Genomic DNA, 14,982 nt, shown 5'->3' with positions numbered 1-14,982 from the left:
ACTACGCACCAATACTCAAAAACTGGGGTTGCTGCGAAAGCGCCTGCAGGTTGACTTCCTGCCAGCGCTCTCCTGCTGCGTCGGTGTACAGATGCCCGTGCCAGGCCGGGGCCTCTGCGCCCGGAGCGTCGGCGGCCGTGAAGGCCTCCGCACCCCGCAACCCCGCCAGTCGATCGACCAGCAAAGCGCAGTTGACTTCGAGCAGCTCGTTGAATGCCACGAGCCGCGATTGGATGCGTGCCGCCTCGGTGGCGGCGGGGGCGCCCGGCGCACCGGACGCAAACGCCGACAGCTGCACGACGCCGTACAGGCCGCCGCGCAGGTTGGCGACGCCGAGGAACCAGGGCTCCGTGTAGGGCACGGGCTGGGGCGGCGTCCAGGGAAAGATTTCGCCGGCGTGCGCCAGCGGAAAGAGGTACTTGCCCTCGCCCGCCTCGACCGCCAGCCAGCTCGCGGCCACGCCTGTGGTGCGCGCGGCCTGGAGGCGGCTCGCAAGCCGGGACTGGAAGGCGCGCAGCGCGTCGCGATTCGCCATGGAGTGCGCAGGTTCCCGCTCAGGCGAGCGCGCTGATCTTGGACATCAGATCGGCCGCGTTGACCGGCTTCACGATGTAGTCGCGTGCGCCCTGGCGCATGCCCCAGACACGATCGGTTTCCTGGTTCTTGCTGGTGCACAGGATGATCGGGATGGCCGCGTACTTCGGGTCGCGGGCGATGGCGCGCGTGAGCTGGAAGCCGTTCTGGCCGGGCATGACCACGTCCATGAGGATCAGGTCGGGGTGGTCTTCCTCGAGGCGGCGCATCGCGTCGTCGGCGTTTTCGGCCGTCTTCACGGAGAAACCGTTCTTCTGGAGGAGGTCGGTCAGGAACACCAGTTCCGTCTTGGAGTCGTCGACGACGAGGATTTTTCGAATGGGCATTACTGCACTTCCTGTTGAACAATGCCAAACTGCTGCACGGCCTGCAGCAGCTGGTCTTTGGTGAATGGCTTGGTGAGATAGTCCTGGGACCCGACCATGCGGCCGCGGGCCTTGTCGAATACGCCATCTTTCGAAGACAGCATGACGACCGGGACATTGGAGAAATGCGCGTTGCGCTTGATGATGGCGCAGGTCTGATAGCCGTCGAGGCGAGGCATCAGGATGTCGCAGAAAATCAGGTGAGGCTTGTGGTCGTTAACCTTGGAGAGCGCGTCGAAGCCGTCTTCCGCGAGAAGAACCTCGTGCCCACCCTGCTTCAGAAAAATCTCGGCACTGCGCCGGATGGTGTTGCTGTCATCGATGACCAGCACCTTGTAACCAGATCCATTCGGGCCCATTGCAAACGCTCCTGCTCATGAGACTTGGATGCCCGCCGCGCCGAACATCGACGCAGATCGCGTAGCCCTATGCCATGCTTGTCAGATCTCAACCATTTCGAAGTCTTCCTTGCGCGCACCGCACTCAGGACAGGTCCAGTTCATCGGCACATCGGCCCAGGCCGTGCCTGCCGCGATGCCGTCTTCCGGTACACCAACCGCTTCGTCATAGATCCACCCACAAATCAGGCACATCCAAGTTTTCGTGTTCATCGGAGCTTAAAGTCCTTGTTCATTAAATGCAACGAGTGTATCTATGCGTATCTCACTGGCAGACCGTAAACGTCGCGCCTATGCCACCATCCAGGGGATTTCGCTAGGCGTATGACCATCTACTTACATCCAGACGAGAACGCCCGCAAACCGGGCAATCTTAACGACCCCTCGCAGGACGACGAGGCGCTGAGCGAACGCGACCTGAATCCCCCCTGCGTGCTGGTGTTCAATGCCAGCGATCCGAGCGGCGCGGGCGGCCTGGGCGCGGACGCGTTGGCCATGGGATCGGTGGGCGCTCACATCCTGCCGGTGGTGACGGGCGCCTATGCGCGCGACACGGCCGAGATCTTCGACCACTTCGCCTTCGAGGAAGAGGCCGTGGCCGAGCAGGCGCGCGCCATCCTGGAAGACGTCGAGGTCCAGCTGATCAAGGTGGGCTTTGCCGGCACCCCCGAGGCGCTGAGCACCATCGCCGAAACCGCCGCCGACTATCCCGACGTGCCCGTGGTGGCTTACATGCCCAACCTGTCGTGGTGGGACGAGAACCTGATCGAGGCCTATCTCGACGCTTTCCGCGACCTCGTGCTGCCCCAGACCACGGTGTTGGTTGGAAACCACAGCACGCTGTGGCGCTGGCTGCTGCCCGACTGGAGCGGCGAGCGCCCGCCCGGCGCGCGCGACATCGCCAAGGCCGCCGGCGAGTTCGGCGTGCCCTACACCCTGGTCACCGGCATGGTCTTGCCCGACCAGTTCATCGACAACGTGCTGGCCTCGCCGCAGTCGGTGCTGGCCAGCGAGAAGTACGAACGGCTCGAAGCCGTCTTCGCCGGCGCCGGCGACACGCTCTCGGCCGCGCTCGCCGCCCTGCTCGCCAGCGGCACCGACCTCGTGGCTGCCACGACCGAAGCGCTCGCTTACATGGACCGCTGCCTCGACGCGGGCTTCCGCCCCGGCATGGGCCACGTGCTGCCCGACCGCCTGTTCTGGGCCGAGCCCGAGGACGACGAAGACGATGACGACGCGCCCGACACCCCTCCCGATTTCGCTTTACCCCCGCACGACACGCGACACTGATGACTGACCAGAACGAACTTCTTTTCGAGCGCGCCCGCGCCGTGATCCCCGGCGGCGTGAACTCGCCCGTGCGCGCCTTCAAGGCCGTCGGCGGCACGCCCCGTTTCATCCAGCGCGCGCAAGGCGCCTATTTCTGGGACGCCAACGACAAGCGCTACATCGACTACATCGGCTCCTGGGGTCCGATGATCCTGGGCCACGGCCACCCCGCCGTGGTCGAGGCGGTGCAGAAGGCCGTGCTCGAAGGCTTCTCGTACGGCGCGCCGACCGAGCGCGAGATCGAACTGGCCGAAGCCATCCTGGCCCTGGTGCCGTCGATGGAAATGGTGCGCCTCGTGAGCTCTGGCACCGAGGCCGCGATGAGCGCGCTGCGCCTGGCGCGCGGCGCCACCGGCCGCAAGACCATCGTCAAGTTCGAAGGCTGCTACCACGGCCATGCCGACGCGCTGCTGGTGAAGGCCGGTTCCGGCCTCGCCACCTTCGGCAACCCGACCTCGGCCGGCGTGCCGCCCGAGGTGGTGCAGCACACGCTGGTGCTCGAGTACAACAACCTGCAGCAGCTCGAAGAGGCCTTCGCGCTGCACGGCAAGGACATCGCCTGCCTGATGATCGAAGCGATCGCCGGCAACATGAACTTCGTGCGCGCCACGCCGGCCTTTGCCAAGCGCTGCCGCGAGCTGTGCACGCAACACGGCGCGCTGCTGATCTTCGACGAGGTGATGACGGGCTTCCGTGTCGGCCTGCACGGCGCGCAGGGCGTGCTGGGCATCACGCCCGACCTCACGGTGCTCGGCAAGGTCATTGGCGGCGGCATGCCGCTGGCGGCCTTCGGCGGCCCGCGCGCCATCATGGAACAGCTCGCGCCGCTGGGCCCGGTCTACCAGGCCGGCACGCTGTCGGGCAACCCGGTGGCCACCGCCTGCGGCCTGGCCACGCTGAAGGAAATCTCGAAGCCCGGCTTCTACGAAGCACTGGCCAAGAAGACCCGCACACTGGTCGACGGCCTGAAGGCCGCCGCGGCCGCCGAGGGCCAGCCCTTCAACGCCGACAGCGAAGGCGGCATGTTCGGCTTCTTCCTCATGAACGAGCTGCCGCAGAACTACGCAACGGTGATGACCACCGACAACGCGCAGTTCAACGCGCTGTTCCACGGGCTGCTCGATCGCGGCGTGTACATCGCGCCGGCACTCTATGAAGCAGGCTTCGTGAGCGCCGCGCACAGCGAGGACGACATCGCGGCCACCATCGAGGCGGCGCGCGACATCTTCAGCAAGCGCTGACGCGCGCCCTCCCCACTCAGGCGGGGTCGACCGCCGCCACCGGCCCGGCCTCAGCCTCGAGCACTTCGGCCGCGGCCAGGCACAGGTCTTCCCGGAAGCGGTCGCTCACGAGCTGCACGCCCGTGGGCAGCCCGTGGCGCAGCCCCATCGGCACCGACAGCCCCGGCAAGCCCAGGATCGCGGTGGACAACAGCGGGCTCTGCGCATCCAGGATCTCCCGCATCGCAGCGCTGCCGCGCTGGTCAGCGTCGACCGGGAACGGATGGCGCCACGACACCGGCATCAGCAGCAGCGGATGGCGCTGCAGGAACAGCGCCCATTCGCGCATCAGGCCCGTGCGCGCGGCCAGGGCGCGCATGTAGCTCACGGTGTCGAACTGCGGCACGTGCGCGTCCATGGCGCGGTAGGCCTGGCGGATGGTGTCGTCGCCGTCGCGCATCAGCGCCTCTTCCACCAGCAGCCGGCTGTCGGCCATCGTCAACGACAACCAGAGGTCGGCCGTCTCGCGCAGGCGCGGCGGCTGCGCAGGCTCGACGCGGTAGCCGGCGCGCTCCAGCCGGCGCGCGGCGCGCTGCAACGCATCGGCCACCTCGGGGTCGCAGGCGTAGCCGGGCAGCTCGGTGCACAGCGCCACGCTGACCGGGCTGCCCGACGTTGCGGATTCCAGCGGCGCGGGCGCCCACCAGGGATCGCGCACATCGCGCTGCGCCATCGCGGCAAAGGCCACCCGCAGGTCGCGCACGCTGCGCGCCAGCGGCCCCTGCACCGACGTGAGCTGGACCACCATCGGCCGCTCGCCCGCACCCGAAGGATTGAAGGCCGGCACGCGCCCGAAGCTCGGGCGCAGGCCGTACACGCCACAGGCATAGGCCGGGTAGCGGATCGATCCGCCCTGGTCGTTGCCGTGCGCGATGGCGCCGATGCCGACCGCGACCGCCGCCGCCGCGCCGCCGCTCGAGCCGCCCGGAGTGACGTCGGCGTTGTGCGGATTCAGCGTGCGTCCGTGTGCTGCGTTGTCGGTGAACCAGCGCATCGAGAACGCGGGCGTGTTGGTGCGGCCGACCACGATCGCGCCGGCGCGCTGCAGGTTCGCCACCACGGGGCTGTCTTCCGTGGCCACGACGCTGCGGTAGGCCTCCACGCCGTTGGTGGTGGCATGCCCGCGCTGGTCGACGTTGACCTTGATGGTGACCGGAACGCCGTGCAGCGGCCCGGTCGCCTCGCCCTTCGCGAGCACGGCATCGGCCTGCGCCGCCGCGCCGAGGGCCTCGTCGGCGCAGCCGTCGACCACGGCGTTCACCCGCGGGTTGACGGCCTCCAGCCGCGCCAGGCTGCTGCGCACCGCCTCGACGCACGAGACCTCGCGCGCCTTGATGCGCTGCGCCAGGTCGGCGGCTTCCAGTTGCCAGAGTTGCATGCGTTGTCTCCTTGAGAAAAATGAAATCGATCGGGCCGTGCGTCAGTCGCCCTTGACGCCCGCGCGCCGCACGGCGTCGGCCCAGCGCGGCTTCTCGCGCTTCATCAGCGCGCTGAGTTCCTCGGGGCTCGAGGGCAGCGCCTCGATCGACAGCGCGGCGTTGGCGCGCACCACGGCCGGGTCGGCCAGCGCGGTACGCAGCGCGGTGTTGAGCCGGTCGACCGTCTTGCGCGGCGTGCCCGCCGGCGCCATCAGCGCGCCCCAGGCCACCACCTCGAAACCGGGCACGCCGCTCTCGGCCACCGTCGCCACCTCGGGCAGCACCCCGGCGCGCTTGGCGCTGGTCACGGCGATCGCCTTGACCCGGCCTTGCTGGATGAACGGCAGCACCGCCGAGATGTTCTCGATGGTCACGTCGAGCTGGCCGTTGACCATGTCGCCGACCGCCTGGGTGCCGGTCTTGTAGGGCACCTGCACCATCGTCAGTCCGGTCTCGGCCTTGAGCAGTTCGCCGGTCAGATGGCCTGCGCTGCCGATGCCGGGCGAGCCGGCCGAGAGCTTGCCCGGGTGCTCGCGGCCATAGGCGACCAGTTCCTGCAGGTTGCGCACCGGCAGGTCCTTGCGCACGATCAGCACGTAGGCGTTGCTCGAGATCAGGCCGACCGGCACCAGGTCTTTCTCGGGCGCGTAGGGCAGCTTCGAGAAGAAGGCGGGGTTGATGCTCAGCGTGACGAGGTTGCCGTAACCGACCGTGTAGCCGTCCGGCGCGGAGGTGGCCAGCGCCTGCGTGCCGACGATGCCGCCGGCGCTGGGGCGGTTGTCCACCGCCAGGGCCTGGCCCAGCTCGCGGCCCATCGCATCGGCCACGGGCCGCACCGCCACGTCCACGCCCGACCCAGCGGCGTAGGGCACGATGAATTTCAACGGGCGCTCGGGAAACTGGGCCGAGGCGCCCATCGAGGCGCCCAGGGCGACGGCGGCCAGCCCGGCCAGGACGATGCGGCGGGTCCACGCGAATGACAGTGCAGGCACGAAGGTATCTCCTGTGAGAGTCCCGCCGCTCACCATGAGACGACCGGTGCGCAAAGTCTAGAAATCGGCCGCGCGCCGGAAAAGACAATCGCTTGTCGCGATGACAACCTGCGTTTGTCTGGGGATCACCCGGTGGCGCCGGGCGGCAGAATGCGCCGCATGAAGGACCACCAGCTCAAGGCCTGGCTGCGGCTGGCCGACACCGGCAGCATCCGCGCCGCCGCGCGCAGCCTGCACCTGAGCCAGGCGGCCGTGACCAAGGCGATCCGCGAACTCGAGGCCGAGGTCGACGCCCAACTGGTGCTGCGCAGTTCGCGCGGCATCGAGTTCACCGAGTGCGGCCGCCAGCTCACCGTGCGCGCGCGGCTGGCGCACCAGCAGCTCGAACTCGCGCGCCAGGACATCCGCATCCTGCAAGGCAGCCAGCACGGGCGCGTGGCCGTCGCCGTGACGCCGATGGTGTTCCTGGGCGTGCTGCCCGAGGTGGTGCGCGCCTTTCGCAAGGCCATGCCGCATGCACAGCTCAAGCTCTTCGACGGCCTGATTCCCCAGGTGCTGCCGCTGCTGCGCGAAGGCACGATCGACTTCGCGGTGGCCGGCCCGGTGGCCGCGGCGCTCGATGCCGACTTCGCGTTCGAACGGCTCGACATGATCGAGATGGCGGTGCTCTGCCGGCGCGGCCATCCGCTGAACCGCGCCACCCGCTGGGAAGAAGTGGCGGGCGCCGAATGGCTGATGCACCTGGCGCCGGGCAGCCAGCACACCTTCTTGCTGGAGCAGTACGCCGCGCAGGGCCTGCCGCTGCCGGAGCACCGCATCGAGGTGGCGTCGTTCGGCGTGAGCTGGGGCCTGCTGACCCGCAGCGACGCGCTGATGGTCGGGCCGGCCGGCATGCTCACCATGCCGCCGTATGCCGATCTGGTGGAGCGCGTGCCGCTCGCGATGCCGGTGCCGCCGCTGGAGCTGGGCATCGTCTCGCCGCGCGGCAAGCCGCTGTCGCTGGCGGCGCTGCGGCTGGCCGAGCTGTTTCGCAAGTACCTGGCGCGGCCCGCCTGAGCGATGTCATCGTTTTCGTGATCGCCGCGTGTATATTGCGCCGGCGTTCGCGGGGCCATGCCCCCGCGCGCAGACCCAAGGGAAGCCGTCATCGCAGCCACCATCGAAGCCGCGAGACAGACCAATTTCAGGATGCCCCGCCCATGACCCCCTTGCGCATGCTGCCACTGCTGAGTGCCCTTCTTTTGCCGGGCCTCGCGCTGGCGCAGTCCTTCGAGCCGAAGAACATCTGGGTCAACCCCGGCTTCTACTCGGCCCACTTCGACAGCGGCAAGGGCCTGGAAAACGCCAACCCGGGCCTGGGCTTCGAGTACCCGCTGAACGACACCTACCGCGTCACGGCCGGCACCTTCCACAACAGCAACCGGCGCCAGTCGCACTATGTCGGCCTGTACATCCTGCCCTTCGAGTTCTACGGCGTGAAGTTCGGCGCGGTGGTGGGCGGCTTCGACGGCTACCCCGACTACCGCAACGGCAACTGGTTCCCCGCCATCATTCCGACCGCCGCCATCGAGGGCAAGAACTGGGGCCTGAACATCGCCTACGTGCCGACGATCAGGAACCGGCTGTACGGCGCGATCAGCTTCCAGCTCAAGTACCGCTTCGGCACGCACGAGTAGCAGCCACAAAAAAGCCAGGGCCGCGCGAGCGACCCTGGCCTTGTTCTGTTCGGGCAGGCCCCGCAGGGCCGCAGGCTCAGTGGCGGAAGTGGCGCACGCCCGAGAACACCATCACCACGCCGCGCTCGTCGGCCGCGTCGATCACTTCCTGGTCGCGCATCGAGCCGCCCGGCTGGATGACGCAGCCCGCGCCCGCATCCACCACCACGTCCAGGCCGTCGCGGAACGGGAAGAAGGCGTCGCTCGCCACCGCCGTGTCCTTGAGCGACAGGCCCGCATGCTCGGCCTTGATGCTGGCGATGCGCGCCGAATCGAGGCGGCTCATCTGGCCGGCGCCCACGCCCATCGTCATGCCGTCGGCGCAGAACACGATCGCGTTGCTCTTGACGTACTTCGCGACCTTCCAGGCGAACAGCAGGTCTTGCAGCTGCTGCGGCGTGGGCTGCTTCTTGCTGACCACCTTGAGGTCAGCCAGTGCCAGCTCGTGGTTGTCGGCGGTCTGGATCAGGAGACCCGAGCCGACGCGCTTGACGTCCATCGCGTTGCGGCCGTTGTCCCAGTCGGTGGCGCCACCCTGGGGCAGTGCGATCTCGAGCACGCGCACGTTGAGCTTGGCCTTGGTGGCCTGGAACACTTCCAGCGCCTCGGGCGTGTAGCCCGGTGCCATCAGCACTTCGACGAACTGCTTGTTGACGGCCTGCGCGGTGGCCAGGTCGACCGGACGGTTGAAGGCGATGATGCCGCCGAAGGCCGAGGTCGGGTCGGTCTTGAAGGCCTTGCTGTAGGCCTCGAGCGCATCGGCGCCCACGGCCACGCCGCAGGGGTTGGCGTGCTTCACGATCACGCAGGCCGGCACGTCGAAGCTCTTCACGCATTCCCACGCCGCATCGGCGTCGGCGATGTTGTTGTAGCTCAGCTCCTTGCCCTGCAGCTGCCTGGCCGACACGAGCGAACCGGGCGCCGGGTACAGGTCGCGGTAGAACGCGGCCTGCTGGTGCGGGTTCTCGCCGTAGCGCAGGTCCTGCACCTTCACGAAGCGGCCGTTGCTCTGCGCGGGGAACAGCGAGCGCGTGGGCGCGGGCTGGCCGATGCTGGCGTCGAAATCGATGGCCGAGAGGTAGTCGCTGATCGCGCCGTCGTAGTCGGCGATGCGGTTGAACGCGGCCACCGAGAACGCGAACTTGGTCTTGTCGCTGAGCTTGCCGTCGGCCTTGAGTTCGGCCAGCGCCACGGCGTACTGCGAGGCGTCGGTGAGCACGCCCACGTCCTTCCAGTTCTTGGCGGCGCTGCGCACCATGGCGGGGCCGCCGATGTCGATGTTCTCGATGGCGTCTTCCAGCGTGCAGCCGGGCTTGGCCACTGTGGCTTCGAACGGATACAGGTTGACCACCAGCAGGTCGATGGTGTCGATGCCGTGCTCCTTGATCGCAGCGACGTGCGCGGGCAGGTCGCGGCGCGCCAGCAGGCCGCCGTGGATCTTCGGGTGCAGCGTCTTCACGCGGCCGTCGAGCATTTCGGGAAAGCCGGTGTGGTCGGCGACCTCGGTCACCGGCAGGCCGGCGTCGGCCAGCAGCTTGGCGGTGCCGCCGGTGGACAGCAGCTTGACGCCCAGGCCATGCAGGGCCTGCGCGAATTCAAGGATGCCGGTCTTGTCGGAAACGGAAAGGAGTGCGGTCTGAGCCATGGGATATGCCGTGGAGTTATTTCAAAAGTTTGTGCTCGACCAATTTCTTGCGGAGCGTGTTGCGGTTCAGGCCCAGCCATTGGGCGGCCCGGGACTGGTTGCCTTCGGCGCGCGTCATGACGACGTCGAGCAGGGGTTTCTCGACCACGCGCACGAGCATCTCGTACATGCCGTCGGGTTCGGTGCCCCGCAGATCGCGAAAGTAGCTGTCCAGACTGCTGCGAACGCAGTCCTCGATGTGTTTCTTGCTCATTGCTTCTTCTCTTTTTGTCTTCGCTCAATCGACGGCGCAGGCCGTCTCCTCTTCTCCCGCCGGCTCCTCGTCTGCCGTCGGGGCGGGCATGCGGTCCATGCGGTCCGCAAGCCCCTGGAAATAGTCGTCGACCGCGCGCAGCTGGCCGGCGCAGTCTTCGATGGCGTTCATCCGTGCGCGGAACGCCTCGCCGTCAGGCAGCGCACGCACATACCAGCCGATGTGCTTGCGCGCCGTGCGCACGCCGCTGAACTCGCCGTACAGCGCGTAGTGCTCCACCAGGTGGTCGAGCAGCAGCCGGCGCACCTCCGCCACCAGCGGCGGCGCCAGGTGGGTGCCGGTGTCCAGGAAATGCGCGATCTCCCGGAAGATCCACGGCCGGCCCTGCGCGGCGCGGCCGATCATCACGGCGTCGGCGCCCGTGGCCGCGAGCACGTCGCGCGCCTTCTCGGGTGAGCGGATGTCGCCGTTGGCCACCACCGGCACGCGCACCGCGGCCTTCACGGCGGCGATGGTGTCGTACTCGGCGTGGCCCTTGTAGCCCTGCTCACGCGTGCGCCCGTGCACCGTGAGCATCTGCACGCCGGCCGATTCGAAGTCGCGTGCGAGCTTCACCGCGTTGCGGTGGTCTTCGCTCCAGCCGGTGCGCATCTTGAGCGTGACCGGCACGTTGAATGGTTGCGCCGCGTCGACCACGGCCTGCACGATTTCGAGGGCCAGCGGCTCGTCGCGCATCAGCGCCGAGCCGGCCCACTTGTTGCAGACCTTCTTGGCCGGGCAGCCCATGTTGATGTCGATGATCTGCGCGCCGCGCTCGATGTTGTAGACCGCGGCCTCGGCCATCATGGCCGCGTCGGTGCCGGCAATCTGCACCGCAATGGGGCCCGGCTCGCCGTCGTGGTTGGCGCGCCGCGAGGTCTTCAGCGTGTTCCAGAGTTCCTTGCGCGAGGTGACCATCTCGCTGACCGCATAGCCCGCGCCGAGTTCGCGGCACAGCATGCGGAAGGGCCGGTCCGTCACGCCGGCCATGGGCGCGACGAACAGCCGGTTTTCCAGCGTGTGGGTGCCGATCTGCAAGGTCATGGGAAGGAGTGCTGTGCGGGTCGGCTGCTGAAAAATGAGGCACGATTGTAGCCACGTGGCATTTCAGCGACTGAAACGATTTACGCCTTTTTGCGCTTGCGACACAGGCGTAAACACCAGTATTTCGCGGGGCCTTCTCCCACGCGCTTGCGACGTGAGCGCTGCCTATACTTCGCCGACCTTATGCAAGCCTGGCTCGACGCACTCCTGGCGCTCCTCGCGCTCCCCCAGTACGGACTTTCGACGCTGTTCATCGCGGCCTTCGTGTCGGCCACGCTGCTGCCGGTGGGCTCCGAACCGATTTTGTTCGGCCTGCTGAAACTCAACCCCGAGATGTTCTGGCAGGCCATTGCCGTGGCCACCATCGGCAACACGCTGGGCGGCGCGGTCGACTGGTGGATGGGCTACGGCGCGCACAAGGTGGCCGACAAGTACTCGCACTCGAAACACCACCTGCGCGTGCTCGGCTGGCTCGAGCGGCTGGGCCCGAAGGCCTGCCTGCTGAGCTGGCTGCCGATCGTGGGCGACCCGCTGTGCGCGGTCGCCGGCTGGCTCAAGCTGCCGTTCTGGCCCTGCGTGGGCTACATGGCGATCGGCAAGTTCCTGCGCTACGTGACGATGACCTACGCGCTCCTTTACGTCTTCCCGTCATGAAGCGCGCGGTCGAAAAAACTCAGCTCAGCAGTTCGTAGGGGCCACCGCGCTCCAGCGCGCGCTTGTAGGCCGGGCGCGCATGGATGCGCTCCAGGTAGGCCATGAGCTTGGGGCGCCGCGCATCGAGCCCGCCGCGCGCCTGCGAGGCTTCGACCACGAAACTCATCTGGATGTCGGCGCCCGTGAATTCATTGCCCGCAAACCACTCGCTGCGGCCGAGTTCGGCCTCCATGAAATTCAGATGGCCCGTGATGTTCGGATGAATGAAGGCCGACTTCGCCTTCGCCGCGATGGCCTTGGCGATCGGCTTGGCGAAGAAGGGCATCTTGCTCGTCTCGATGCGGTCGAACACCAGCTTGAGCAGCAGCGGCGACATCGCCGTGCCTTCGGCGAAGTGCAGCCAGTAGCGGTAGCGCAAGGCCTCGGGCGAGCCCGGCGCGGGCGCGAGCCGACCCTGGCCGTAGCGTTCGATGAGCGACTCGATGATCGCGCCCGATTCCGCCAGCGTCGCGCCGTCGTCGGTCGTCACCACGGGCGACTTGCCCAGCGGATGCACGGCCTTCAGCGAAGCGGGCGCCAACATGGTCTTGGGGTCGCGCTGGTAATGGACGATCTCGTAGGGCAGCTCGAGCTCTTCGAGCAGCCAGAGCACACGTTGCGAGCGCGAGTTGTTCAGGTGATGGACAGTGAGCATGGCGAATGAAGGCCTTCCGGCAGAGGATGCAGCGGGCGCGCAGTCTAACCACAACACGTGCGGGCTTCAGGCGCCCGCTGCGACAGCGTCATCGCCTACGGCAAACCGTAGGGCCGCTTCCTACACTGACCCGGATGGCCCTTCACTCCACGCGGCGCCGCCGCACCTCGCTGTTCATCACCGGACTCTGGCTCGGCCTTGCGGCCTGCCAAGCCTGGGCACTCACGCCCGAGGAGGTGTTCCGCAAGGTCGCGCCCGCCGTCTGGACCGTGAAAGGCGAACGCGGCAACAACCAGACCGCCATCGGCAGCGCGGTGGCTGTGACCCCGGGCGCGCTGGCCACGGCCTGCCATGTGGTCGACGGCGCCGTCGCCGTCACCGTGGAGCAGGGCCCGACCACGCTGCGCATCGCCCGCATCGTGCGCGACCCCGACCCGTCGCGCGACCTGTGCGTGCTCACGAGCGAAACGCCGCTGCAGCTGCCCGCCGTGCAGATCGTGCCCGCCGCCGAGTTGCGCGTCGGCCAGCGCGTGTTCGCGGTCGGCAGCCCGCACGGCCTCGAACGCACGCTGAGCGAGGGCCTGATCTCGGCGCTGCGTCCGCGCGCGCCCGGGCAACTGCCGATCGTGCAAACGTCTGCGCCCGTGTCTTCAGGCTCCAGCGGCGGCGGGTTGTTCGACACCGAGGGCCGGCTGGTCGGCGTGACCGACAGCGTGGCGCCCGGCGGCGCGAACCTCGGCTTTGCCTATCCGGCGCAATGGGTGATGGAACTGCCTCAGCGCGTGACCACGGAGCTGGCGACATGGCGCGATCTGCTGAAGACCACCGGCGTGGTGTTCGGCCCCAACGGGGAACCCGCGCCGTCCGGCCACGCCGAGCTGTCGGACCTGCAGGCCCTGCCCTCCATCGGCGCCGACCCGACCCCGGTGCGCAATGCGTACCGCCAGTTCCTGCTGCAGGCCCGGCCCCGGATCTTCCTGATCACCGGCGATCAGAAGTTCGGCACTGCCACCAGCTCGGCCGCGCTGACCGAGCATCTGAAAGGCTGCACTGAACGCAAGGTGACGTGCGCCGCCTATGCGGTGGACGACACCGTGGTGTGGGGCAAGCAGAAGACCGAATGATCGAAGCGGCTCGCCGTCAGGCGGCTCCTTCGTGAAACACCGAGGAACCGGCTTCGCCGGGCCTCAGGTGTTGCCCCCGGTGGGGCGCGCGAAATCAGGAACTGAACAGGAAATTCATCACGTCGCCATCCTTCACGACGTATTCCTTGCCTTCCGACCGCATCTTCCCCGCGTCCTTCGCGCCCTGCTCGCCCTTGAAGGCGATGTAGTCGTCGAACGCGATGGTCTGGGCGCGGATGTAGCCCTTCTCGAAGTCGCCGTGGATCACGCCGGCAGCTTGGGGGCCGGTGTCGCCGATGTGGATGGTCCAGGCGCGCACTTCCTTCACGCCGGCGGTGAAGTAGGTCTGCAGGCCCAGCAGCTTGAAGGCGGCGCGGATCAGGCGGTTCAGGCCCGGTTCTTCCTGGCCGATTTCGGCCAGGAACATCTTCTTGTCTTCGTCGTCCATCTCGGCCAGGTCGGCTTCGATCTTGGCGCAGATGGCGACCACGGGCGCGCCCTGCTTGGCGGCGTACTCGCGCAGGCGGTCCAGGTAGGGGTTGTTCTCGAAACCGTCTTCCGACACGTTGCCGACGAACATCGCGGGCTTGGCGGTGATGAGCGTGAAGCTCTTCACCAGCGGCATCTCTTCCTTGGTGAACTCGAGCGCGCGCACGGGCGTGTTCTCGTTCAGCGCGGCCTGGCAGCGTTCGAGCAGGCCGACGAGCTTCTGCGCGTCCTTGTCGCCCGAGCGGGCCACCTTGGTGTGGCGGTGCAGTGCCTTCTCGACCGTGGCCAGGTCTGCCAAGCAGAGTTCGGTCTGGATCACTTCGATGTCGGAGATCGGGTCGACCTTGCCGGCCACGTGGATCACGTTCTCGTCGTCGAAGCAGCGCACCACGTTCACGGTGGCGTCGGTCTCGCGGATGTGCGCCAGGAACTTGTTGCCCAGGCCTTCACCGGTGCTGGCACCGGCCACCAGGCCGGCGATGTCGACGAACTCGACGATGGCGGGCACCACGCGCTCGGGCTTGACGATCTCGCTCAGCTGGTCGAGCCGCGGATCGGGCACTTCCACCACGCCCACGTTGGGCTCGATGGTGCAGAACGGATAGTTTTCCGCTGCGATGCCGGCCTTGGTCAACGCATTGAAAAGGGTGGATTTACCGACGTTGGGCAGGCCGACGATGCCGCATTGCAAACTCATGGGAGGTCCTCTTGGGTAACCCCCGATTTTAGGCTGACCGGGTTCTCCCCCGGGTCGGGCACCTTTCCCGCCACGCCGGCACGCCTTTTCCAAGGCGCCCGACCCTGCCCGAAAGCCCTCTGGCAGAGGCTTCGAGAGCTGAAAAGCTCAGGGTTTGACCCGACTGGCAAACGTTTGCGCAAACGTTTCCCTCGATTAACATCGGGGCCCCCGGCACAGACCGGCGTTCCGCTCTGACCCCTCATTTCAGGA

The 14,982-nt window shown here is 67.6% G+C and carries 17 protein-coding genes; 6 read left to right on the top strand and 11 right to left on the bottom strand.

The genetic code is table 11. The features are described 5' to 3' along the window. Nucleotide 1 precedes the first annotated feature (1 nt). The 4 genes from AC1RLW_RS26920 to AC1RLW_RS26905 all read right to left on the bottom strand — a co-directional run bounded on the left by AC1RLW_RS26920 (nt 2) and on the right by AC1RLW_RS26905 (nt 1,570). Nucleotides 2-535, bottom strand: coding sequence for a chemotaxis protein CheW (locus AC1RLW_RS26920; RefSeq protein ID WP_062479111.1), 534 nt, complete (start codon nt 533-535; stop codon nt 2-4). 19 nt (nt 536-554) lie between these two features. Next, nucleotides 555-920 carry a response regulator gene (locus AC1RLW_RS26915; protein ID WP_062479114.1) on the bottom strand — a complete coding sequence of 122 codons (366 nt, stop codon included), beginning with the start codon at nt 918-920 and terminating at the stop codon, nt 555-557. Further along, complete coding sequence (locus tag AC1RLW_RS26910; RefSeq protein WP_021012487.1) at nt 920-1,318, bottom strand: response regulator; 399 nt, start codon at nt 1,316-1,318, stop codon at nt 920-922. The genes AC1RLW_RS26915 and AC1RLW_RS26910 overlap by 1 nt, the downstream gene beginning before the upstream one ends. Before the next feature lie 81 nt (nt 1,319-1,399). Next, nucleotides 1,400-1,570, bottom strand: coding sequence for a rubredoxin (locus AC1RLW_RS26905; RefSeq protein ID WP_007838397.1), 171 nt, complete (start codon nt 1,568-1,570; stop codon nt 1,400-1,402). A gap of 111 nt (nt 1,571-1,681) precedes the next feature. Between AC1RLW_RS26905 and thiD the strand changes: the two genes are divergently transcribed. Both thiD and hemL read left to right on the top strand, forming a co-directional pair. Beyond that, nucleotides 1,682-2,647 (top strand): bifunctional hydroxymethylpyrimidine kinase/phosphomethylpyrimidine kinase, encoded by a 966-nt coding sequence (gene thiD / locus AC1RLW_RS26900; RefSeq protein WP_062479115.1) that lies wholly within the window; start codon nt 1,682-1,684, stop codon nt 2,645-2,647. Continuing rightward, the gene (gene hemL, locus AC1RLW_RS26895) at nt 2,647-3,927 is read left to right on the top strand and encodes a glutamate-1-semialdehyde 2,1-aminomutase (protein ID WP_493195734.1); all 1,281 of its coding nucleotides are present in this window, start codon (nt 2,647-2,649) and stop codon (nt 3,925-3,927) included. The genes thiD and hemL overlap by 1 nt, the downstream gene beginning before the upstream one ends. A 16-nt stretch (nt 3,928-3,943) precedes the next feature. Here the strand turns inward: hemL and AC1RLW_RS26890 are convergent, their stop codons facing one another. Both AC1RLW_RS26890 and AC1RLW_RS26885 read right to left on the bottom strand, forming a co-directional pair. After that, on the bottom strand, nt 3,944-5,344 hold the full coding sequence (locus AC1RLW_RS26890) for an amidase family protein (RefSeq protein WP_493195733.1): 1,401 nt from the start codon (nt 5,342-5,344) through the stop codon (nt 3,944-3,946). 42 nt (nt 5,345-5,386) lie between these two features. Next, nucleotides 5,387-6,376: a Bug family tripartite tricarboxylate transporter substrate binding protein gene (locus AC1RLW_RS26885; RefSeq protein WP_493195732.1), complete on the bottom strand. Its 990-nt coding sequence runs from the start codon at nt 6,374-6,376 to the stop codon at nt 5,387-5,389. Between the two features lie 159 nt (nt 6,377-6,535). On the opposite strand from AC1RLW_RS26885, the gene AC1RLW_RS26880 reads away from it, so the two are divergent. Continuing rightward, nucleotides 6,536-7,432: a LysR substrate-binding domain-containing protein gene (locus tag AC1RLW_RS26880; RefSeq protein ID WP_062479122.1), complete on the top strand. Its 897-nt coding sequence runs from the start codon at nt 6,536-6,538 to the stop codon at nt 7,430-7,432. A 143-nt stretch (nt 7,433-7,575) separates the two neighbouring features. Continuing rightward, nucleotides 7,576-8,052 (top strand): hypothetical protein, encoded by a 477-nt coding sequence (locus AC1RLW_RS26875; RefSeq protein ID WP_062479124.1) that lies wholly within the window; start codon nt 7,576-7,578, stop codon nt 8,050-8,052. Between the two features lie 76 nt (nt 8,053-8,128). On the opposite strand, the gene purH is transcribed toward AC1RLW_RS26875, so the two are convergent. From purH to dusB, 3 genes are read right to left on the bottom strand one after another with little or no spacing between them, the layout of a single operon-like run. After that, nucleotides 8,129-9,736 carry a bifunctional phosphoribosylaminoimidazolecarboxamide formyltransferase/IMP cyclohydrolase gene (gene purH / locus AC1RLW_RS26870; protein ID WP_493195731.1) on the bottom strand — a complete coding sequence of 536 codons (1,608 nt, stop codon included), beginning with the start codon at nt 9,734-9,736 and terminating at the stop codon, nt 8,129-8,131. A gap of 16 nt (nt 9,737-9,752) precedes the next feature. Next, nucleotides 9,753-9,989 (bottom strand): Fis family transcriptional regulator, encoded by a 237-nt coding sequence (locus AC1RLW_RS26865; RefSeq protein WP_056577757.1) that lies wholly within the window; start codon nt 9,987-9,989, stop codon nt 9,753-9,755. A 24-nt stretch (nt 9,990-10,013) separates the two neighbouring features. After that, complete coding sequence (dusB, locus tag AC1RLW_RS26860) at nt 10,014-11,072, bottom strand: tRNA dihydrouridine synthase DusB (RefSeq protein ID WP_070062764.1); 1,059 nt, start codon at nt 11,070-11,072, stop codon at nt 10,014-10,016. A 183-nt stretch (nt 11,073-11,255) separates the two neighbouring features. Here dusB and AC1RLW_RS26855 point away from each other — a divergent pair, with 183 nt between their 5' ends. Continuing rightward, nucleotides 11,256-11,726: a YqaA family protein gene (locus AC1RLW_RS26855; protein ID WP_056577751.1), complete on the top strand. Its 471-nt coding sequence runs from the start codon at nt 11,256-11,258 to the stop codon at nt 11,724-11,726. Between the two features lie 19 nt (nt 11,727-11,745). Here AC1RLW_RS26855 and AC1RLW_RS26850 read toward each other — a convergent pair whose 3' ends face one another. Then, a complete protein-coding gene (locus AC1RLW_RS26850) occupies nt 11,746-12,420 on the bottom strand; it encodes a glutathione S-transferase (protein ID WP_070062765.1) in 675 nt (224 codons plus the stop codon). A 134-nt stretch (nt 12,421-12,554) separates the two neighbouring features. Here AC1RLW_RS26850 and AC1RLW_RS26845 point away from each other — a divergent pair, with 134 nt between their 5' ends. Continuing rightward, on the top strand, nt 12,555-13,544 hold the full coding sequence (locus AC1RLW_RS26845) for a trypsin-like peptidase domain-containing protein (RefSeq protein ID WP_493195730.1): 990 nt from the start codon (nt 12,555-12,557) through the stop codon (nt 13,542-13,544). Nucleotides 13,545-13,638: 94 nt separating this feature from the next. Here the strand turns inward: AC1RLW_RS26845 and ychF are convergent, their stop codons facing one another. Then, nucleotides 13,639-14,730 carry a redox-regulated ATPase YchF gene (ychF, locus tag AC1RLW_RS26840; RefSeq protein WP_095948031.1) on the bottom strand — a complete coding sequence of 364 codons (1,092 nt, stop codon included), beginning with the start codon at nt 14,728-14,730 and terminating at the stop codon, nt 13,639-13,641. Nucleotides 14,731-14,982: the final 252 nt, after the last annotated feature.

It is taken from the genome of Variovorax sp. GW822-FHT04A09, assembly GCF_058801005.1.
Note: the sequence above shows the minus strand (reverse complement) of the source record. Positions and strands in the feature narration are given on the sequence as shown.

Bases quoted from the DNA above. Each gene is read 5' to 3' on its own strand.
- AC1RLW_RS26920 (WP_062479111.1), bottom strand. From the start codon at position 535: ATGGCGAATCGCGACGCGCTGCGCGCCTTCCAGTCCCGGCTTGCGAGC.
- AC1RLW_RS26915 (WP_062479114.1), bottom strand. From the start codon at position 920: ATGCCCATTCGAAAAATCCTCGTCGTCGACGACTCCAAGACGGAACTG.
- AC1RLW_RS26910 (WP_021012487.1), bottom strand. From the start codon at position 1,318: ATGGGCCCGAATGGATCTGGTTACAAGGTGCTGGTCATCGATGACAGC.
- AC1RLW_RS26905 (WP_007838397.1), bottom strand. From the start codon at position 1,570: ATGAACACGAAAACTTGGATGTGCCTGATTTGTGGGTGGATCTATGAC.
- thiD (WP_062479115.1), top strand. From the start codon at position 1,682: ATGACCATCTACTTACATCCAGACGAGAACGCCCGCAAACCGGGCAAT.
- hemL (WP_493195734.1), top strand. From the start codon at position 2,647: ATGACTGACCAGAACGAACTTCTTTTCGAGCGCGCCCGCGCCGTGATC.
- AC1RLW_RS26890 (WP_493195733.1), bottom strand. From the start codon at position 5,344: ATGCAACTCTGGCAACTGGAAGCCGCCGACCTGGCGCAGCGCATCAAG.
- AC1RLW_RS26880 (WP_062479122.1), top strand. From the start codon at position 6,536: ATGAAGGACCACCAGCTCAAGGCCTGGCTGCGGCTGGCCGACACCGGC.
- AC1RLW_RS26875 (WP_062479124.1), top strand. From the start codon at position 7,576: ATGACCCCCTTGCGCATGCTGCCACTGCTGAGTGCCCTTCTTTTGCCG.
- purH (WP_493195731.1), bottom strand. From the start codon at position 9,736: ATGGCTCAGACCGCACTCCTTTCCGTTTCCGACAAGACCGGCATCCTT.
- AC1RLW_RS26865 (WP_056577757.1), bottom strand. From the start codon at position 9,989: ATGAGCAAGAAACACATCGAGGACTGCGTTCGCAGCAGTCTGGACAGC.
- dusB (WP_070062764.1), bottom strand. From the start codon at position 11,072: ATGACCTTGCAGATCGGCACCCACACGCTGGAAAACCGGCTGTTCGTC.
- AC1RLW_RS26855 (WP_056577751.1), top strand. From the start codon at position 11,256: ATGCAAGCCTGGCTCGACGCACTCCTGGCGCTCCTCGCGCTCCCCCAG.
- AC1RLW_RS26850 (WP_070062765.1), bottom strand. From the start codon at position 12,420: ATGCTCACTGTCCATCACCTGAACAACTCGCGCTCGCAACGTGTGCTC.
- AC1RLW_RS26845 (WP_493195730.1), top strand. From the start codon at position 12,555: ATGGCCCTTCACTCCACGCGGCGCCGCCGCACCTCGCTGTTCATCACC.
- ychF (WP_095948031.1), bottom strand. From the start codon at position 14,730: ATGAGTTTGCAATGCGGCATCGTCGGCCTGCCCAACGTCGGTAAATCC.